This window comes from Haemophilus sp. SZY H35, assembly GCF_018829705.1.
Taxonomy (GTDB): Bacteria; Pseudomonadota; Gammaproteobacteria; order Enterobacterales; family Pasteurellaceae; genus Haemophilus; species Haemophilus haemolyticus_K.
Map to the genome: position 1 here is coordinate 449,729 of NZ_JAHKJZ010000002.1, position 19,029 is coordinate 468,757.

General features: G+C 37.6%; 18 protein-coding genes, 1 rRNA gene, 1 pseudogene and 1 riboswitch. Of the genes and pseudogenes, 14 read left to right on the plus strand and 6 right to left on the minus strand.

The annotated features are described in order from the left end of the window. Position 1: 1 nt before the first annotated feature. Positions 2–454 (minus strand): TonB-system energizer ExbB, encoded by a 453-nt coding sequence (gene exbB, locus KP710_RS05795; RefSeq protein ID WP_048952706.1) that lies wholly within the window; start codon positions 452–454, stop codon positions 2–4. A gap of 163 nt (positions 455–617) precedes the next feature. Beyond that, positions 618–1,085, minus strand: coding sequence for a thioredoxin-dependent thiol peroxidase (gene bcp / locus KP710_RS05800; protein WP_048952705.1), 468 nt, complete (start codon positions 1,083–1,085; stop codon positions 618–620). A 100-nt stretch (positions 1,086–1,185) separates the two neighbouring features. On the opposite strand from bcp, the gene dapA reads away from it, so the two are divergent. After that, the gene (gene dapA, locus KP710_RS05805; RefSeq protein ID WP_111408035.1) at positions 1,186–2,082 is read left to right on the plus strand and encodes a 4-hydroxy-tetrahydrodipicolinate synthase; all 897 of its coding nucleotides are present in this window, start codon (positions 1,186–1,188) and stop codon (positions 2,080–2,082) included. Positions 2,083–2,169: 87 nt separating this feature from the next. Then, positions 2,170–3,171, plus strand: coding sequence for an NlpB/DapX family lipoprotein (gene bamC, locus KP710_RS05810; protein ID WP_111408034.1), 1,002 nt, complete (start codon positions 2,170–2,172; stop codon positions 3,169–3,171). 54 nt (positions 3,172–3,225) lie between these two features. Here the strand turns inward: bamC and rpsT are convergent, their stop codons facing one another. Then, a complete protein-coding gene (rpsT, locus tag KP710_RS05815; protein WP_005548279.1) occupies positions 3,226–3,489 on the minus strand; it encodes a 30S ribosomal protein S20 in 264 nt (87 codons plus the stop codon). A gap of 266 nt (positions 3,490–3,755) precedes the next feature. On the opposite strand from rpsT, the gene murJ reads away from it, so the two are divergent. The 7 genes from murJ (at position 3,756) to KP710_RS05850 (ending at position 12,836) form a co-directional block, all read left to right on the plus strand. Beyond that, a complete protein-coding gene (gene murJ / locus KP710_RS05820; RefSeq protein ID WP_215770986.1) occupies positions 3,756–5,330 on the plus strand; it encodes a murein biosynthesis integral membrane protein MurJ in 1,575 nt (524 codons plus the stop codon). A gap of 46 nt (positions 5,331–5,376) precedes the next feature. Continuing rightward, entirely contained in the window at positions 5,377–6,303 is a 927-nt protein-coding gene (ribF, locus tag KP710_RS05825; RefSeq protein WP_165818765.1) for a bifunctional riboflavin kinase/FAD synthetase, read from the plus strand. A gap of 28 nt (positions 6,304–6,331) precedes the next feature. Then, positions 6,332–9,157 (plus strand): isoleucine--tRNA ligase, encoded by a 2,826-nt coding sequence (ileS, locus tag KP710_RS05830; protein WP_215770987.1) that lies wholly within the window; start codon positions 6,332–6,334, stop codon positions 9,155–9,157. Between the two features lie 76 nt (positions 9,158–9,233). Then, positions 9,234–10,793 carry a phosphoethanolamine transferase gene (locus tag KP710_RS05835; RefSeq protein ID WP_215770988.1) on the plus strand — a complete coding sequence of 520 codons (1,560 nt, stop codon included), beginning with the start codon at positions 9,234–9,236 and terminating at the stop codon, positions 10,791–10,793. A gap of 68 nt (positions 10,794–10,861) precedes the next feature. After that, positions 10,862–11,377 carry a signal peptidase II gene (gene lspA / locus KP710_RS05840; RefSeq protein ID WP_005639176.1) on the plus strand — a complete coding sequence of 172 codons (516 nt, stop codon included), beginning with the start codon at positions 10,862–10,864 and terminating at the stop codon, positions 11,375–11,377. Further along, the gene (ispH, locus tag KP710_RS05845) at positions 11,374–12,318 is read left to right on the plus strand and encodes a 4-hydroxy-3-methylbut-2-enyl diphosphate reductase (protein WP_005634483.1); all 945 of its coding nucleotides are present in this window, start codon (positions 11,374–11,376) and stop codon (positions 12,316–12,318) included. The genes lspA and ispH overlap by 4 nt, the downstream gene beginning before the upstream one ends. 170 nt (positions 12,319–12,488) lie before the next feature. Continuing rightward, positions 12,489–12,836, plus strand: coding sequence for a ComEA family DNA-binding protein (locus tag KP710_RS05850; protein ID WP_215770989.1), 348 nt, complete (start codon positions 12,489–12,491; stop codon positions 12,834–12,836). A 28-nt stretch (positions 12,837–12,864) separates the two neighbouring features. On the opposite strand, the gene copM is transcribed toward KP710_RS05850, so the two are convergent. Beyond that, the gene (gene copM, locus KP710_RS05855) at positions 12,865–13,242 is read right to left on the minus strand and encodes a CopM family metallochaperone (RefSeq protein WP_215770990.1); all 378 of its coding nucleotides are present in this window, start codon (positions 13,240–13,242) and stop codon (positions 12,865–12,867) included. Positions 13,243–13,349: 107 nt separating this feature from the next. On the opposite strand from copM, the gene KP710_RS05860 reads away from it, so the two are divergent. The 5 genes from KP710_RS05860 to bioB all read left to right on the plus strand — a co-directional run bounded on the left by KP710_RS05860 (position 13,350) and on the right by bioB (position 18,139). After that, a complete protein-coding gene (locus KP710_RS05860) occupies positions 13,350–13,592 on the plus strand; it encodes a Maf family protein (protein WP_215770991.1) in 243 nt (80 codons plus the stop codon). A 38-nt stretch (positions 13,593–13,630) separates the two neighbouring features. Then, positions 13,631–13,718, plus strand: a riboswitch (TPP riboswitch). 51 nt (positions 13,719–13,769) lie between these two features. Then, on the plus strand, positions 13,770–14,768 hold the full coding sequence (gene thiB / locus KP710_RS05865) for a thiamine ABC transporter substrate binding subunit (RefSeq protein ID WP_048952694.1): 999 nt from the start codon (positions 13,770–13,772) through the stop codon (positions 14,766–14,768). Positions 14,769–14,772: 4 nt separating this feature from the next. After that, positions 14,773–16,389 carry a thiamine/thiamine pyrophosphate ABC transporter permease gene (gene thiP / locus KP710_RS05870; protein ID WP_048952693.1) on the plus strand — a complete coding sequence of 539 codons (1,617 nt, stop codon included), beginning with the start codon at positions 14,773–14,775 and terminating at the stop codon, positions 16,387–16,389. Beyond that, complete coding sequence (gene thiQ, locus KP710_RS05875; RefSeq protein WP_215770992.1) at positions 16,373–17,020, plus strand: thiamine ABC transporter ATP-binding protein; 648 nt, start codon at positions 16,373–16,375, stop codon at positions 17,018–17,020. Before thiP ends, thiQ begins: the two co-directional genes overlap by 17 nt. Before the next feature lie 120 nt (positions 17,021–17,140). Continuing rightward, the gene (gene bioB, locus KP710_RS05880) at positions 17,141–18,139 is read left to right on the plus strand and encodes a biotin synthase BioB (protein WP_048952691.1); all 999 of its coding nucleotides are present in this window, start codon (positions 17,141–17,143) and stop codon (positions 18,137–18,139) included. A 231-nt stretch (positions 18,140–18,370) separates the two neighbouring features. Here the strand turns inward: bioB and KP710_RS09515 are convergent. Beyond that, a pseudogene (locus KP710_RS09515) lies at positions 18,371–18,576 on the minus strand (transposase); the annotation flags it as partial. 327 nt (positions 18,577–18,903) lie between these two features. Next, positions 18,904–19,019, minus strand: a 5S ribosomal RNA gene (rrf, locus tag KP710_RS05885). Between the last annotated feature and the right edge of the window lie 10 nt (positions 19,020–19,029).

Consider the following 19,029-nt stretch of genomic DNA (forward strand, 5'->3'; position numbering starts at 1 on the left):
ACTATTCCTTATCTTTTGGTTCGTTTAACACTTTCCATTTCAAACGATTAACTTCTACCTTACGTCCTAAACCGTTATAAAATACCATAGAAGGAATTGCGACGAGAATCCCTAATGCTGTTGCTTTTAACGCAAGTGAAAGATGCATCATAATAATGCCTGCATCAATATCACCACCACCGTGGCCAATTTGATAAAAAGTAAGCAAAATTCCTATAACCGTTCCGAGTAATCCAACATAAGGCGCATTAGCTCCAATTGTTGAAATCGTGGTCATGTTACGATTCAAATCAATATCTAACTCATGAATAGTTGAGTAATGCGCAACATTAACTTTACGTAAAAAAATATAACGCTCAGTTACCATTGCTAACATCGTCACACTCATCAGTAGCAGTAAACCAATAATGATAAAATCACTGTATTGTTGTAAAAAATCAAAAAGCTGTAACATTTTTCTGTCCTTATTATTTGAGAATTTTATTGGAAATATAATTGAGAATGAATTTCAATTTTAGAGAATTTTAGCAAAGCTAGGATTAGACGTAAATATCGAACTAAAAAATAATGTTTTTTTACCGCACTTTACATAAAGCGCGGTAAGTTTTGAAAAAGGTTTAAAGATTTTTAAGATAATCTACGATAACTTGGTGATGAACTGTAGTTTTAAATTTATCAAATACATGCATAATTTTTCCATTTTCATCAATTAAAAAGCTGACTCTATGAATACCATCATAGGTTTTTCCCATAAATTTCTTCTCCCCCCATACGCCAAACATTTCTGCAACTTGATGATCAGGATCTGAAAGTAGCGTAAAATTAAGTGCTTTTTTCTCAATAAATTGCGCCAATTTTTTCGGCATATCTGGGCTAATCCCCAATATAACAAGCCCTAATTCATCTAACTCAGACTTGCTATCACGTAATCCACATGCTTGACTCGTACAACCAGGAGTAAGTGCTTTAGGATAAAAATAGACAAGCACTTTTTTCCCCCGAAAATCACTTAAAGAAATAGGACTTTCTTGTTGATTCAATAATGTAAAAGCCGGTGCTTGGTTTCCCGCAATCAATCTATTCATAAAAGACTCCTTTGAAAAAAAGATTTGCAAATTAAAGCCATTTTAGCGACTATAGAGAGCTATACCAAATAATAAAATCAAAAAGATAAACGGAGGTTCTATGTCAGCTCAAAATCCTTTATTTTCTGGCAGTATTGTGGCTCTTGTCACACCAATGAATAACTATGGCGAAATTGATTTTGCTTGTTTAGAAAAATTAGTTGAGCATCATATTGATGCCGGATCTAATGCGCTTGTTTCTGTAGGAACAACAGGTGAATCTGCCACATTAAGTATTGAAGAAAATGTAAAGGTTATTGAGAAGACAGTAGAATTTGCGAAAGGACGTATTCCAATTATTGCAGGGGCTGGCGCAAATGCTACTAGTGAAGCAATAACGATGACAAAATTATTACGCGATAGTGGTGTCGCCGGTTGTTTATCTGTCGTGCCTTACTATAATAAGCCGACTCAAGAAGGTATGTACCAACATTTTAAAGCTATTGCTGAATGTACCGATCTGCCACAAATTCTTTACAATGTACCAGGACGTACTGGTAGTGACATGAAACCTGAAACAGTTGCTCGTTTAGCCCAGATTAAAAATATTGTAGGTATTAAAGAAGCAACAGGCGATGTAAGTCGTGTAACAAAAATTAAAGCACTTGCAGGTCAAGATTTCATTGTTTTAAGTGGCGACGATGCAACTAGTTTAGAAGCAATGAAATTAGGTGCTGAAGGGGTTATTTCCGTTACTAATAATCTTGCCTCAAAAGATATGGCTGATATGTGTCGTTATGCACTTTCAGGTGATTTTACTAAAGCCGAAGAAATTAATGCTCGCCTGATGCGCTTACATAATGATTTATTTATTGAATCCAATCCAATACCAGTTAAATGGGCAGCTTATCGTTTAGGTTTAATTAAATCTCCTCACTTACGTTTACCGCTGACCATATTAAGCGAAAACGTTCAACCCAAAGTAGAAGAAGCATTGAAAATTGCGAGATTATTATAAATAAAATAAGGGACAAATCATTGTCCCCATATTTTTATTATCGCAAAAGTATTATTGATTTTTCGTTTATTTTATAGGATTCTAAACATGAAAAAAATAATATTAGGTTTGGCTGCAACTGTTGTGCTAAGTGGTTGTTCATCTGATCCAGAAAAGCTAAAAACCGCTAATGATACATTCCAAAAATCAGAAGCCAGTATTCCAGGTTTCTCTCCATTAGCAACAGGAGGCGTTAACTTACCTGTTGCAGACAACACTTATGCATTACCTAATATTGCCTTCAAAAAAGGAGAAAATATCGATATCCGTCCACCATCAACACCATTAGCAATTATTCAAAATTCATTAACACAATTTGACGGTGAACGAGCCCTTATAGTATATCCAGAAGAACAAACAAGCATCTATAATTTAAAGCAAGTTGAACGTCTACTGAAAGAAGAAAATATTTCATCCACTGTTCAGGGTAGTGTTTTAACGACGGATTGGTCACCAACTGATCGTATTGGAGATAAAAATGTCGAAATTAAATATCAAATAGAGCATGTTACCGATCGCCGTTCTAGTGCACTTGCCGTATCGGTGTTACAAACACGTCGTGATGGTATCATCTTCACACCAAGTGTGTCTGAAAAACAGCGTTATACCTCTGATCGTCTGAATCGTCTCATATATGCATTAACATCAGCTTATACAAAACAACAGCAAGATTTATCTAATGCTTCTGTTGGGGCTATTTCATCACACATTATTCAAGATCTAAATGGTCAAATCGCTTTAGCAATGAATACGACATTTAACCAAGCATGGGAAAAATTAGGCTATGCCTTACCTAAAGTGGGTTTTGCGATTAAATCTGAAACCTCTGGCAGAGGATATCGCGAATTGAAATATTCCTCTTTAAATAAAGAAGACTGGCTACGCTTAGGTATCGAATCCCCCAAAATAGATAACGGTATTTACAATATGCAAATCTCGGATCATGGCAAACAAAGTTCAATGGTTATCTCTGATGAAAAAGGGCATTCACTTTCTGGAGATGATGCAAGAAAGATCTATCAGGCGATAAGTAATATCATATCAAGATAAAGAAAAACCGCACTTTAAAGTGCGGTTTTATTTTTCATTCTTTCTAGCTAAAAATTACGCTAATTTTTTGATTTGTGCAGCTAATTTAGATTTGTGGTTTGCTGCTTTGTTAGCGTGGATTAAGCCTTTAGAAGCCATACGGTCAACAACTTTTTGCATTTCAACGAATGCTGCTTCAGCTGCTGCTTTTTCACCTGCTGCTACTTGAGCATATACTTTTTTGATGTAAGTACGCATCATAGAGCGTTGGCTTGCGTTGTGTTGGCGGCGTTTTTCAGATTGAACCGCGCGTTTTTTTGCTGACTTGATATTAGCCAAGGTCAAACTCCTAAAATTTCTGTTGATTGATAGACAAAATAAAGGGCGTCAATATGCCGATTTTTTATACTTTTGTCAATGGAAAATTTGTGTTGATTTCGGTGAGACACAACCGAAAGTAAGTATCGTTATTTTTACAAGCTCTTTCAATATGGGCTCACACAAACGATGTGCGGTGGATTTTATCAGTTTTTTTTCACGGAATATAGCGTAAAAACAAAATTTCTATACAATTAGGCAAAAATTTTAGGGTAGAGAAGAATATTTTGAGTAAACGACTTTTAAAATCTAGCATTGTTGTTAGTTCTATGACTTTATTATCAAGAGTGTTAGGCCTTGTGCGCGATGTAGTTATCGCCCATCTTATTGGTGCAGGCGCTGCGGCGGACGTTTTTTTATTTGCTAATCGTATCCCAAATTTTCTTCGTCGTTTATTCGCTGAAGGGGCTTTTTCACAGGCTTTTGTCCCTGTTCTCGCTGAATATCAAAAATCCGGAGATATTAATAAAACTCGGGAATTTATTGGAAAAGTTTCTGGTACCCTTGGGGGATTGGTCAGTATTGTTACGATCCTCGCGATGGTTGGCTCACCTGTCGTTGCCGCTTTATTTGGGATGGGCTGGTTTACCGATTGGATGAATGATGGCCCTGATGCGCATAAATTTGAACAAGCTTCCCTTTTACTTAAAATAACTTTTCCTTATTTATGGTTTGTCACTTTTGTCGCGCTTTCTGGAGCAGTACTTAATACGATTGGAAAATTCGGCGTGATGTCCTTTTCACCCGTGTTATTAAATATAGCGATGATTGCCACCGCACTTTTCCTTGCACCACAAATGGATAATCCAGATCTTGCATTGGCTATCGGTATTTTTCTAGGCGGCTTATTACAGTTCTTATTTCAAATTCCATTTATGAAACAAGCCGGTTTACTGGTGAAACCCAAATGGGCTTGGCGGGATGAAGGCGTAACTAAAATCCGCAAATTAATGATCCCTGCGTTATTTGGTGTATCGGTAAGTCAAATTAATCTTTTGCTGGATACAGTGATTGCAAGCTTTTTAATGACAGGTTCAATTAGCTGGTTGTATTACTCCGACCGCTTACTGGAATTTCCTCTCGGTTTATTTGGCATCGCTATTTCTACCGTAATTTTGCCAACGCTTGCCCGTCACCACGTTAATCGTGAAGGCGATTCAGTTAAAAGTGCGGTTGATTTTCGTAATACAATGGATTGGGGCGTGCGAATGATTTTATTACTTGGCGTTCCAGCTGCCATTGGTATTGCTGTATTGGCTCAACCGATGTTACTTACGCTCTTTATGCGTGGCAATTTCATGCTCAATGATGTTCATGCTGCCTCTTATTCTTTATGGGCATTTAATGCAGGTTTACTTAGCTTTATGTTGATTAAAATCCTCGCCAATGGCTATTACGCCCGCCAAGATACCAAAACGCCAGTAAAAATAGGCATTATTGCCATGGTGAGTAATATGGGCTTTAACCTATTGGCAATTCCTTTCAGTTATGTAGGTTTAGCTATTGCTTCAGCAATGTCGGCAACTCTTAATGCCTATTTGCTCTATCGCGGCTTAGACAAAGCGGATGTGTACCATTTTTCACGTAAAAGTGCGGTCTTTTTTGGAAAAGTTTTATTGGCAGCAATAGTAATGGGTGCAGCAGTTTGGTATTACGTGCCTGAAATCAACCAATGGGCGAAAATGGATTTCTTCATGCGTGTTTATTGGCTTGTTTGGTTGATTGTATTAGCCGCAATAGCTTATGGCGCAACGTTGATTTTATTGGGCATTCGCAAGCACCATTTGCTGACAAAAAACTAACTTCTCGCTATAATGCCAAAATTCTCTTATTTTCATGGATAAGGACATGCAATTAATTCGTGGGCTTCATAATGCAAATCGTGTTTTACAAGGTTGTGCGCTAACGATCGGCAACTTTGATGGTGTGCATTTAGGGCATCAAGCAGTTCTCCGCCATTTGCGCCAAAAAGCTGACGAATTAAATTTACCCATGGCGGTATTGTTATTTGAATCACAGCCGCGTGAATATTTTATGGGAGAAAATGCACCAGCGCGTTTAATGCGTTTGCGTGACAAAATTTATTATCTCGAAAAGGCTAAGGTTGATGTCGTAATTGTGGCGAAATTTGACCGCACTTTTGCCGAACAACCAGCTGATGTGTTTATTGAGCAAACGCTTGTTAATCATCTACATGTGAAATTTTTAAGCATTGGCGATGATTTCAAGTTCGGCTCAAAACGCCAAGGCAATTTTGCAATGTTGCAAGCAGCTGGTCAGCGTTTCGGTTTTATTGTTGAAGATAACCGTAGCTTTTGTCTAGATGAACAGCGAATTAGTAGCACTGCAATTCGCGAAGCGTTAGCGAATGATGACTTACAACTTGCAGAAAATTTACTCGGTAAACCTTATCGTATTTTCGGGCGTGTGATCCATGGTAATAAGTTAGGCAGATCAATAGGATTTCCAACGGCCAATATTCGTTTACATAGACAAGTCAATCCAATCAAAGGCGTTTATGCCGTAAAAGTGCGGTTGAAGTCAGGCGAGATTTTTAATGGCGTCGCCAACATGGGAAAACGCCCAACTATAAATGGATTAATGCAATTATTAGAAGTTCATTTGTTTGATTTTTCTCAGAATATTTATGGCCAAATGGTGGAAGTCGAATTCTGCCACAAGATTAGAAACGAGATTAAATTCCCGTCTTTTGATGATTTGAAAGTACAAATTGAGAAAGACGTAGAAACTGCGAAAGCGTTTTTTAACAGTTAATTTTAAAATGTAAAAATTGGAAAATAAAATGACAGTCGATTACAAAAACACTCTTAACCTACCAGAAACCAGCTTTCCAATGCGCGGTGATTTAGCTAAGCGCGAACCTGATATGTTGAAAAATTGGTACGAGAAAAATCTTTACCAAAAAATTCGTGAAGCGAGCAAAGGCAAAAAATCTTTTATTCTGCATGATGGTCCTCCGTATGCGAACGGTAACATTCATATTGGTCACGCAGTAAACAAAATTCTGAAAGATATTATTATTAAATCCAAAACGGCATTAGGTTTTGATTCGCCTTATATCCCGGGGTGGGACTGTCATGGTTTGCCAATTGAATTAAAAGTAGAAGGTTTAGTAGGTAAACCAAACGAAAAAATTACAGCAGCTGAGTTCCGTCAAAAATGTCGCGAATATGCGACGGAACAAGTAGAAGGTCAGAAAAAAGACTTTATCCGTTTAGGTGTGTTGGGCGATTGGGATAATCCTTATTTAACGATGAACTTCGACACCGAAGCAAACATCATCCGTACTCTTGGTAAAGTGATTGCGAATGGCCATTTATACAAAGGCTCAAAACCAGTTCACTGGTGTTTAGACTGCGGTTCTTCTTTGGCTGAAGCAGAAGTGGAATACGAAGACAAAGTTTCTCCGTCTATTTATGTTCGTTTTCCAGCAGTAAGTGCGGTTGAAATTGAAGAGAAATTTAACGCAGTTGATAAAGGTCATGGCAAATTATCTGCGGTAATTTGGACAACCACACCTTGGACAATGCCATCTAACCGTGCGATTGCAGTAAATGCAGAATTAGAATACAACTTAGTACAACTTGGCGATGAACGTGTGATTTTAGCCGCTGAATTAGTTGAATCCGTAGCGAAAGCGGTGGGCATAGAACAAGTTGAAATTTTAGGTTCAGTAAAAGGTCAGGCACTTGAGTTAGTACGCTTTAACCATCCGTTCTATGATTTCACTGTGCCAGTAATTTTAGGTGATCACGTGACTACCGATGGCGGTACAGGTTTAGTACACACTGCACCGGATCATGGTTTGGACGACTTTATTGTAGGACAAAAATATAATTTACCAATGGCAGGTCTTGTATCGAATGACGGTAAATTTATTTCGACCACTGAATTCTTTGCAGGCAAAGGCGTATTTGAAGCCAATCCATTGGTTGTTGAAAAATTACAAGAAGTGGGCAACTTATTAAAAGTTGAGAAAATCAAACACAGCTACCCACACTGCTGGCGCCACAAAACCCCGATTATTTTCCGTGCGACCCCACAATGGTTTATCGGCATGGAAACACAAGGTTTACGCCAACAAGCATTAGGTGAAATCAAACAAGTTCGCTGGATTCCAGATTGGGGTCAAGCACGTATCGAAAAAATGGTTGAAAACCGTCCAGACTGGTGTATTTCCCGTCAACGTACTTGGGGCGTGCCGATGACCTTATTCGTGCACAAAGAAACTGAAGAACTTCATCCGCGTACTTTAGAGTTACTTGAAGAAGTGGCTAAACGTGTAGAGAAAGCTGGTATTCAAGCATGGTGGGATTTAGACGAAAAAGAATTATTAGGTGCGGACGCAGAAACCTATCGCAAAGTGCCTGATACCCTTGATGTATGGTTTGACTCAGGATCAACCTATTCTTCTGTTGTGGCGAATCGTCCGGAATTTAACGGTCAAGATATCGATATGTATTTAGAAGGTTCTGACCAACACCGTGGCTGGTTTATGTCTTCTTTAATGCTTTCTACGGCAACAGACAGCAAAGCACCATACAAACAAGTATTAACCCATGGTTTCACTGTGGATGGTCAAGGCCGTAAGATGTCAAAATCTATCGGTAACATCGTGACACCACAAGAAGTAATGGATAAATTCGGTGGTGATATTTTACGTTTATGGGTCGCTTCTACCGACTATACGGGTGAAATGACGGTTTCTGATGAAATCTTAAAACGTGCAGCGGACAGCTATCGTCGTATTCGTAACACCGCACGTTTCTTATTAGCGAACTTAAATGGTTTTGATCCAAAACGTGATTTAGTCAAACCAGAAGACATGATTAGCCTAGATCGTTGGGCGGTAGCTTGTGCATTAGATGCGCAAAAAGAAATCAAAGATGCCTACGATAACTATCAATTCCACACTGTGGTACAACGTTTAATGCGTTTCTGTTCGGTAGAAATGGGGTCATTCTATTTAGATATTATCAAAGACCGTCAATATACAACCAAAGCAGACAGCCTTGCTCGTCGTAGTTGTCAAACTGCGTTATGGCATATTGCGGAAGCATTAGTTCGTTGGATGGCACCGATTTTATCTTTCACTGCCGATGAAATTTGGCAACACTTGCCACAAACCGAAAGTACTCGTGCAGAATTCGTATTTACTGAAGAATTCTATCAAGGCTTGTTTGGTTTAGGCGAGAATGAAAAATTAGATGATGCTTACTGGCAACAACTGATTAAAGTTCGTTCTGAAGTGAACCGCGTATTAGAAGTTGCGCGTAACGATAAAGTGATTGGCGGCGGTTTAGAAGCAGAAGTAACCGTTTATGCTAATGACGAATATCGTGCATTGTTAGAACAATTAGGCAATGAATTACGTTTCGTGTTAATCACCTCAAAAGCTGAAGTGAAAGCATTAGCAGACAAACCAGTGGATGTGGCTGCGGATGAGTTAGAAGGTATTGCGGTAAGCGTAGCCCGTTCAAATGGTGAAAAATGTCCACGTTGCTGGCATTATTCTGACAAAATTGGGGGAAATCCCGAACATCCTACACTTTGTCCACGTTGTGTAGAAAATGTGGCGGGTAATGGTGAAGTGCGCCATTTTGCATAATTAAATTCGTTGTAAAACATAAAAGTGCGGTTGATTTTAACCGCACTTTTTTACTTTTGTACAAAAGGAAGTAGAGATGATGTTAGGAAAAGAAATGATTCGCTCAAAAACAATATGGTTTTATCTCTTATTGCTTGTTTTCTCCATTTTTACCAATATGGGGTTGGGTAATGTATTAAGTGAGAATATTCCCGTTTCAGATTACGCAATTTTATTTATTATCACGGCGATTTCTTTTTATTTCACCCCTTGGATTGGGCGAATATTAATCACCGTATTATTCCTCAGTGCGCTATTTTATTGCTCTGCAGGTTTTTTCTATGGTATTCCATCTTTGGGTATTATCGCTTCTGTTTATGAAACGAATATTAATGAAACTTTGGAATACTATACAACCATTCCTTTTTGGATATTTTTATTTCAAGCTACTTATCTCATTCTGTTTGTTGCTTTAATGAAATTAAGTTTTCATGCTAAACAACAAGCATTTAAATGGCTAAATACGGCTGTTATCAGCCTATTATTAGTTTTTTCTTACAATCAATTTTCTGATTGGAACTATGCGTATAAATTCCGTTTTTATCCTGTTCTGTTTTACTCAGAATTTGATCGTATGAATGATCTGTATTTAGAACAACGAGATTTTCTAAATCAATCCGTTAATGCGCCTTCTCAATGGGATATTCAATCTTTCACGCCAAAGTATAAAAATTATATTTTGATTATCGGTGAAAGCATGCGAAAAGATTATATGTCGTTATATGGCTTTCCATTGAAAACCACGCCATTTTTAGAAAGTGTGAAAGGCACAGTTTTTGAAAACTATTATTCTGCGGCACCAAATACGCAACCGTCTTTACAACGCACCTTGTATCGAGCAGAAAAAGGGGAAACGGTTTATACAGATAATATTATTTCTTTAGCCAAAAAAGCGGGCGTGAAAACCTATTGGATTTCTAATCAAGGCAAAATTGGGGAATTTGATACGATGGCCTCTCGTATTGGTCAAAGTGCAGATGAAACGATTTTTATGAAACCGTTAGGTTATAACTCTAAAAAAGTTTATGACGATGAAATGTTACCTGTATTAGATAAAGCCTTAAAAGAAAATATTACGAATCCAAAATTAATTGTGATTCATTTAATGGGCTCACATCCCGCCTTTTGTGAGCGTCTTCCGTACGAGGTTAAAAATTATTTTATTAATCAATCTATGTCTTGTTATTTAGAATCGATTAAATATACCGATCAGTTTTTAGAAAAATTAAATTCACAATTGGTAGCACAAAATGAGCCCTATTCGGTGATTTACTTTTCTGATCATGGGCTTGCTCATTATGAGGATTCTAAAGGTTTATCATTGCATCCAAATAATCTTTATAAACAAGATTATGAAATTCCTTTCGTTATGTTTTCGAGTAATAGCCAAAAGGTAGAAAAAATAAAAACACCACAATCTGCATTTAATTTTGTTTATGGTTTTGCTGATTGGATGGGGATTAAGGAAAAACATTTACAAGGCGTCGATTTCTTCCGTCCTGAAAAACAGGAAATTAAGGTATTTGATTGGAAGAAAGTGGTGAATGTTAAAGAGTTGGCTGATGATCCAGCAAAATTACCAGAAGCCGTTCAGTAAATGAGATCGTGCTTTATCATTTATCAGCTTATGCTAGAATTAGCGGAATTTTTTAGAAGGGAAATATTATGTCCAAAAAATCAGGGCTTTCATTTTTATGGTTAAGTGCGGTCGCTTTTGTGGTTGATTTGCTCACTAAATATATTGTGGTGCAAAAATTTGATTTGTATGAAAGTGTTAATGTGTTGCCTGTTTTCAATCTCACCTATGTTCGCAATTATGGCGCGGCATTTAGTTTCTTAGCGGATCATAGTGGCTGGCAACAATATTTCTTTATTTTGTTAGCATTAGCTATTTCTGGCATGTTGGTTTATTTTTTAGCAAAAAATAATGCCCAACAAAAAATCCAAAATTCTGCTTATGCACTCATTATTGGAGGGGCGTTAGCGAATATGGTGGATCGTGCTTACAATGGTTTCGTCGTGGATTTCTTTGATTTTTACTGGGATATTTACCATTATCCTGTGTTTAATATCGCCGATATTGCCATTTGTATTGGTGCAGGGTTATTAGCATTGGATGCTTTTAAGAGCGAAAAGAAAAAAGTACAAGATAAACAAGCAGAAAAGTGCGGTCAGAAATGAAGATAATTTTAGCGAATCCACGAGGATTTTGTGCCGGTGTAGATCGTGCCATTAGTATTGTTGAACTAGCCTTAGAAATTCATGGCGCACCGATTTATGTTCGTCATGAAGTGGTGCATAACCGATTTGTTGTAAATGGATTGCGTGATCGTGGCGCGATCTTTGTGGAAGAATTAAGCGAAGTACCTGATGGTGCTATCGTTATTTTTTCTGCGCATGGCGTATCTCAAGCCGTTCGACAAGAAGCGAAAGATCGTAATCTCAAAGTATTTGATGCAACCTGTCCTTTGGTAACAAAAGTGCATATGCAAGTTGCGCGGGCAAGTCGAAAGGGAACAAAAGCGATTTTGATTGGGCATAAAGGGCATCCTGAAGTTGAAGGCACGATGGGGCAGTATAGTAATGAAGATGGCGGTATTTTCCTGATTGAAAAAGTAGAAGATATTGCGCGTTTGCCAATGCAAGAAAATGATGATTTAACCTTTATGACGCAAACAACTTTGTCGCTAGATGATACGGCTGAAACTATTGCTGCATTAAAGGAAAAATATCCCGCTATTCAAGGGCCACATAAAAACGATATTTGTTATGCGACAACTAATCGTCAAGAAGCGGTGCGAGAATTGGCTAAATTATCAGATTTAGTGTTGGTAGTAGGTTCTAAAAACTCATCAAATTCAAATCGTTTAGCTGAATTAGCGTCTCGAATGGGCGTTAAATCACAGCTTCTTGATGATCCTTCCGATATTCAAGCTGATTGGTTTAATGATGTGAAAACCATTGGGATTACAGCCGGCGCGTCTGCACCAGAAGAATTAGTCCAATCGATTATTTCTCGCTTAAAAGAGTTTGGGGCGAATACCATAGAAGAACTACAAGGGTTAGAAGAAAATATGTTCTTTGAGGTTCCAAAAGAGCTGAGAATAAAAGAAGTTAACTAATCTTAAGGGCTTGTCGTAAATGATAAGCCCTTTGTTTTTTTATGCAAACTAAGAATTTTTGCGATCTGAATCGCAGAAGTGCGATAAGAATCTTGAGCGTTTTCTTGAAAGCATAAAAAATGGCTCTGTTGATATGCTCATCAACATGTTCATATTAAAAGGAAACCTCTATGAAATTAATGAAAACATTATTTACTTCAGTTGTATTGTGTGGCGCGATGCTTGCCTCTTCGGCTTTTTCTGAGGAAAAAGCAACAGAACAAACCGCTCAACCTGTTGTGGCAACTCAAACTGAGGCTCAAGTTGCACCAGTTACTGTGAGTGATAAATTGAATATCAATACGGCAACAGTTAGTGAAATTCAAAAAGCCTTAACAGGAATCGGTGCTAAAAAAGCAGAAGCGATAGTGCAATATCGTGAAAAACACGGTAATTTCACGAGTGCTGAACAACTATTAGAAGTGCAAGGGATTGGTAAAGCAACGCTTGAAAGAAACCGTGATCGAATCACTTTTTAATTTTAAAACCGCTTATGGGTGCCCTGTTTTACAGGGCTTTTTTATTGTGCACTTTAAGCCATTTTTGCATTTGTTCAATTTCCGCTTGTTGTGCGTGAATAATATTCTCAGCAAGCTTACGCATCTCTGGATCTTTTCCGTATTTTAATTCAACTTCCGCCATTTTTACTGCGCCAATATGGTGTGGCAACATACCTGCTGCAAAAGCAACATCAGGATCTTTATATTGCATGGCTGCCATCATGTCTTGATGCATTTGATTCATACCTTGCATTAATTCTTGTTGCATTGCAGAACCTGTCGACATTAGCATATTCATGTGTGCTTGATGCGGTTGTTCATTAGCTTGGGCACAAATTGAAACTGCAGCAGCGCTAAGTGTGATAAAAGTCATAAGTTTTTTCATGTTTTTCTCCTATGTGATAACTGAATGAGTACGAATCATAAACCTTGACCTAAGGTTAAAGTCAATATTTATTCCGAAAATTTTTGGTGAGATATTAAAATAAGACAATGTTTGATATGAGGGACAGAATTACGAAGCAAAAATTTGTACTTGCCACGGGCAATAAAAGCAAAGTAAAAGAAATGGCAGATGTATTAGCTGATTTTGGTTTTAAAGTCATTGCTCAGACAGATTTAGGCATTGAAAGCCCTATCGAATCACTTTTTAATTTTAAAACCTCTTATGGATGCCCTTTTTTACAGGGCTTTTTTATTTTTTTCAGAAAATGTAGAAAGTTTATTTCTTTTTAAAAATCCGTTGGCAAGCCTAATAAATTTTAATACACTAAAAAGCCTAGTCGGGGTGCAATACGCTGAGATCATACCCGTGAACCTGAAACAGTTAATACTGACGTAGGAAACTAGGAATACAACCTTATCTCCTTCCCGTCATTGTTGCTGCCTTTTGATATAAATAAGGATGTAATAATGAAACTTCTTAAATTAACCTTAATTTCTACCGCACTTTTTTCTACCGAGGCATTAGCCCAATCACAGCAAAGTGTTAGCGTATATAGCTATGATTCTTTCACTTCTGAGTGGGGAGCCGGTCCAAAAGTAAAACAAGATTTTGAAAAAGCGCACCCACAATGCGCTATTAATTTTACGCCTTTTGAAAGTGGTGGTGTGTTACTCAATCGAGTTCGTTTGGAAGGAAAGAAAACCAAAGCAGATATTGTGCTAGGTTTAGATAACTTTGTTTTAGAACAAGCTGAAAAAACAGGTATTTTCGCGCCAAATAAAGTGGATTTAACTCAACTGGATTTACCAACAAAATGGACGAATGAAACATTTTTGCCTTTTGATTTCGGTAACTATGCTTTTGTGTACGATAAAACTAAATTACAAAACCCGCCGAAAAGTTTGAAAGAATTGGTTGAACGTCAAGATATCCGTGTAATTTATCAAGATCCTCGCACCAGCAGTGTGGGTCGTGGTTTATTGGTTTGGATGAATGCCATTTACCCTGCCGATAAAATTCAATCTGCTTGGAAATCGTTGGATAAGCATACGGTAACAGTGGGTAAAGGCTGGTCAGATACTTACGGTGCATTCTTAAAAGGCGAAGCGGATTTAGTGTTAAGTTACAGCACATCACCACTTTATCACCAACTTTTTGAGAAAAAAGATAATTATGCAGCGACAGATTTTTCGGAAGGGCATATCACTCAAGTGGAATTAGCGGCTCGAGTCGCCAACCATCCAAATCAATGTGCGGATGATTTTATGGCATTTTTAATCTCACCTACGGCACAAAAACATATTGTGACAGCCAATATTATGTTGCCAGTCATTCAAGGTGAAATTGAACCGCACTTTGATGCACTTAAAGCTCAACAAAAAACTCAAACTCCAATTAATCCAATGGTGAATGCGGAACACTTAAAAAATTGGATTAGCACTTGGCAAACTACATTAACAAAATAGTTTGATGTTGTCGTTATTTCATTATCCACAACTCCGCCCTCGTCATTATGTGGGCGGCGTTGTTGTTATTAGCTTTATTACTCTTTTTTATGGTAGCGCATTAAGTTCGATCTTTGCATTGGGCGATGAGTTACAATGGAAAACTTGGTTCACAGATGATTACCTACAGCATCTAATTCTTTTCAGTTTTGGACAAGCCTTACTTTCTACCGTTTTATCTATTTTTTTTGGTCTGCTTCTCGCTCGAGCATTGTTTTATCAAACCTTCTCAGGAAAAAAGTGGCTATTAAAATTAATGTCGCTAACTTTCGTCTTACCTGTTTTAGTGGCAATTTTTGGTTTGATCGGCATTTATGGTTCAAGCGGTTGGTTAGCTTGGTTTGCTAACCTTTTTGGAATGCAGTGGCAGGGACATATTTACGGACTTTCGGGAATTTTAATTGCCCATCTTTTTTTCAATATCCCGCTCGCAGCGCAGCTTTTCTTACAAAGTTTGCAAAGTATTCCTTATCAGCAACGTCAGCTTGCTGCGCAACTCAATTTACAAGGTTGGCAATTTGTTAAATTAGTGGAATGGCCTGTTTTTCGTCAACAATGTTTGCCCACATTTAGCTTGATTTTTATGCTTTGCTTCACCAGTTTTACAGTTGTTCTTACGCTAGGCGGTGGGCCTCAATATACAACATTAGAAACAGCAATCTACCAAGCGATTTTATTTGAATTTGATCTGCCAAAAGCAGCACTTTTTGCCATGTTGCAATTTGTATTTTGCTTAATTTTATTCAGCTTGACATCGCGTTTTTCACCTTCTAATCAAAATGGCTTGAGTAATAGCCATCCTTGGTTTGAGAAACCTAAAAGTGCGGTCAAAATTTTCCATGTTTTTGTCTTACTTCTTTTTGTATTTTTCCTTTTTTCGCCAGTATTGAATATTCTTATCAGCGCATTGAGTTCACCAAGTTTGCTCACTGTTTGGCATAATTCTCAACTTTGGCGTGCGTTAGGTTATTCTCTTTCTATTGCACCATTATCTGCATTGATTGCATTAATGATGGCGATTGCCTTACTGCTTTTATCACGCCGTTTAGAATGGTTACATTATCAGAAAATTGCTCAATTTATTATTAATGCTGGAATGGTGATTTTGGCAATCCCGATTTTAGTACTCGCAATGGGGCTATTTTTATTATTACAAGAGCGGGATTTTTCAAATGTTGATTTGTTTGCCATAGTTGTATTTTGCAATGCATTAAGTGCAATGCCTTTTGTTATACATATTTTGAGCGCACCTTTTCATAACAATATGCGTTATTACGAAAATCTGTGTAATAGTCTGGGAATTTTGGGCTGGCAACGTTTTTATCTGATTGAGTGGCAAACTTTACGTGCACCATTGCGCTATGCTTTTGCTTTAGCCTTGGCGCTATCGTTAGGGGATTTTACGGCTATTGCGTTGTTCGGCAATCAAGAGTTTACTTCTCTACCGCACTTGTTATATCAGCAGCTAGGTAATTATCGTAATCAAGATGCAGCTGTAACGGCAGGGATTTTATTATTGCTTTGTGGAGTATTGTTTGCCTTTATTCACACACATAGGGATGCCAATGATTTATCTAAATAATGTGATTTTGAACGATAAAACCTTACCGATGTGCTTTAATTTGAGCGTAAATGCTGGCGAACGTGTCGCAATTATTGGTGAAAGTGGGGCAGGGAAAAGTACGTTATTGAATTTAATCGCTGGATTTGAATTTCCTCATCAAGGAGAAATTTGGTTAAGCGATAAAAATCATACTCGTAGTGCACCTTACGAGCGTCCGGTTTCCATGTTATTTCAAGAAAATAATTTATTTCCCCATTTAACCGTACAGCAAAATCTTGCGTTGGGTTTAAAGCCCTCTTTAAAATTAACAGCACTTGAACAGGAAAAAATTGAACAGGTCGCTTGTTCTGTAGAATTGGGCGATTATTTACAACGTTTACCGAATTCTCTTTCTGGGGGGCAAAAACAGCGAGTGGCATTGGCTCGTTGTTTGTTGCGAGATAAACCCATCTTGTTATTAGATGAGCCTTTTTCCGCATTAGATCAGAAACTTCGTGTAGAAATGCTTGCTTTAATTGCCAAACTTTGTGATGAGAAACATCTGACGTTGTTACTTGTTACTCATCAACCATCGGAATTAGTTGATACGATAGATCGAGTATTGTTGGTGGAAAATGGTCAGATAAGTCAATTGCAAAAAGAGACGTAAAATTATATAGATTTTATAACCGATGAATTTATTCAATAGCTATCGATACTAGCCTATACACTGAATGAATATAAGATACAAAAATGCGGTGATTATTCACCGCACTTTCAAAGGAAAAATATGTTAACTGAAAAACTACAAATTAACTCCATTACACCACATCCAAGCGTTGAATATTGGTCTGTTTGCAAAGTTGAGGCGTTATTTGAAACGCCATTTTTGGAATTGGTTTACCGTGCTGCGCAAGTTCATCGCAAGCATTTTAATCCTCGAGCGATTCAGTTATCCACGTTAATGTCTATCAAAACGGGGGGATGTCCAGAAGATTGTGGTTATTGCCCTCAATCAGCCCGTTATCATACTGGCGTACAAAATCAGCAATTATTAGATGTTGATGAGATTGTTGCTAAAGCAAAAATTGCGAAAGCGCGTGGAGCGGGGCGTTTCTGTATGGGCGCAGCTTGGCGAGGCCCTAAGCCAAAAGATATTGAGAAAGTCACAGAAATTATTAAAGCAGTGAAATCGCTTGGTTTAGAAACTTGCGGTACTTTTGGTTTATTGCAAGACGGTATGGCAGAAGATTTAAAAGAAGCTGGTTTAGATTATTACAATCATAATCTTGATACAGCGCCAGAACATTATGCAGAAGTGATTGGTACTCGTCGTTTCGATGATCGCCTTAGCACGTTAGGAAAAGTACGCAAAGCTGGATTAAAAGTGTGTTGTGGTGGCATTGTGGGGATGAATGAAACTCGCAAAGAACGGGCAGGGTTAATCGCGAGCCTTGCAAATCTTGACCCGCAACCTGAGTCAGTGCCGATTAATCAACTCGTTAAGGTTGAAGGTACACCGTTAGCCGATGCGGAAGAATTAGATTGGACAGAATTTGTGCGAACGATTGCTGTTGCACGTATTACCATGCCAAAAAGTTATGTTCGCCTTTCTGCAGGCCGTAGTGGTATGAGTGAAGAAATGCAAGCAATGTGTTTTATGGCTGGTGCAAATTCGATTTTCTATGGTGATAAATTACTTGTCACGGGCAATCCAGAAGAAGATGGTGATCAGTTATTGATGGCAAAATTAGATTTAGAGCCAGAAAATGAGGAAAATAAAAAGTAGTAGTTTGCGTTAGATAGCTGAGAAATTAAGTATTAATCTACTCTTTTCTTTATTTCTATATATCATAATACTTTTCCAGTAGCCAATAACAATTCGCACAAAACGTCAATTTTTAGGCTCTCTTATAAAGCTCTATACTTCACAAGCCCTTAAAAGGGCTTGTGAGAATTGACAATCTATCTAATTATTTTCTTACCTTCCCTTAAAGAGAGCAAAAACATATGAATATATGTCTGGCATTATACACGCTCCAATTATCTCATATTCTTATAGACATATAACCGTTCGAATATTTGCCCTATATCTAATCTTCACCTTCTATAAATTGGTTTTCTCCTGCTTACTTTTCTTATGTACTTCGGAATAAAAACAATATGATACTTATCATTCCATTTTGTAAGTTATAGACTCCAGTCGTCATTAACTTTACTTACTATTATAATCGTCCTATATGTTGAATTTTGGTTGTCAGAATTGTTCATTATATAGCAAGGATTTTTCCTGTTAATCGCTTAAGCTATTTGACTCCATATGCATAGCGTATGTTTTTTATAGCCAAACGAAAATATGGCTATAAAAATAGAAAAACCAGCCTTTAGACTGGTTTTTTTATCTTTTATTTTATTCTCTATTCTGCTTTGCTTTATTCTATCTTATCTACTTCAAATAAATAGTTGTTAGTTAAAATCCATAAACAAAAACCCCAGTCCTTCAACTGGGGTTCTTATCTTTTATTCTACTCTGCTTTATTTATGTATTTGGTAACCTGGCGGTGCCCTACTCTCACATGGGGAAGCCCCACACTACCATCGGCATTACAGCGTTTCACTTCTGAGTTCGGTATGGTGTCAGGTGGTTCCACCGCACTATCGCCGCCAGGATAATTCTTT

Excerpts from the sequence above, each read along its gene's own strand:
- KP710_RS05860 (WP_215770991.1), top strand. The coding sequence starts at position 13,350 with ATGTTTGATATGAGGGACAGAATTACGAAGCAAAAATTTGTACTTGCC.
- ribF (WP_165818765.1), top strand. The coding sequence starts at position 5,377 with ATGCAATTAATTCGTGGGCTTCATAATGCAAATCGTGTTTTACAAGGT.
- ispH (WP_005634483.1), top strand. The coding sequence starts at position 11,374 with ATGAAGATAATTTTAGCGAATCCACGAGGATTTTGTGCCGGTGTAGAT.
- bcp (WP_048952705.1), bottom strand. The coding sequence starts at position 1,085 with ATGAATAGATTGATTGCGGGAAACCAAGCACCGGCTTTTACATTATTG.
- ileS (WP_215770987.1), top strand. The coding sequence starts at position 6,332 with ATGACAGTCGATTACAAAAACACTCTTAACCTACCAGAAACCAGCTTT.
- exbB (WP_048952706.1), bottom strand. The coding sequence starts at position 454 with ATGTTACAGCTTTTTGATTTTTTACAACAATACAGTGATTTTATCATT.
- lspA (WP_005639176.1), top strand. The coding sequence starts at position 10,862 with ATGTCCAAAAAATCAGGGCTTTCATTTTTATGGTTAAGTGCGGTCGCT.
- thiQ (WP_215770992.1), top strand. The coding sequence starts at position 16,373 with ATGATTTATCTAAATAATGTGATTTTGAACGATAAAACCTTACCGATG.
- copM (WP_215770990.1), bottom strand. The coding sequence starts at position 13,242 with ATGAAAAAACTTATGACTTTTATCACACTTAGCGCTGCTGCAGTTTCA.
- bamC (WP_111408034.1), top strand. The coding sequence starts at position 2,170 with ATGAAAAAAATAATATTAGGTTTGGCTGCAACTGTTGTGCTAAGTGGT.
- thiP (WP_048952693.1), top strand. The coding sequence starts at position 14,773 with ATGTTGTCGTTATTTCATTATCCACAACTCCGCCCTCGTCATTATGTG.
- thiB (WP_048952694.1), top strand. The coding sequence starts at position 13,770 with ATGAAACTTCTTAAATTAACCTTAATTTCTACCGCACTTTTTTCTACC.
- KP710_RS05835 (WP_215770988.1), top strand. The coding sequence starts at position 9,234 with ATGATGTTAGGAAAAGAAATGATTCGCTCAAAAACAATATGGTTTTAT.
- dapA (WP_111408035.1), top strand. The coding sequence starts at position 1,186 with ATGTCAGCTCAAAATCCTTTATTTTCTGGCAGTATTGTGGCTCTTGTC.
- bioB (WP_048952691.1), top strand. The coding sequence starts at position 17,141 with ATGTTAACTGAAAAACTACAAATTAACTCCATTACACCACATCCAAGC.
- KP710_RS05850 (WP_215770989.1), top strand. The coding sequence starts at position 12,489 with ATGAAATTAATGAAAACATTATTTACTTCAGTTGTATTGTGTGGCGCG.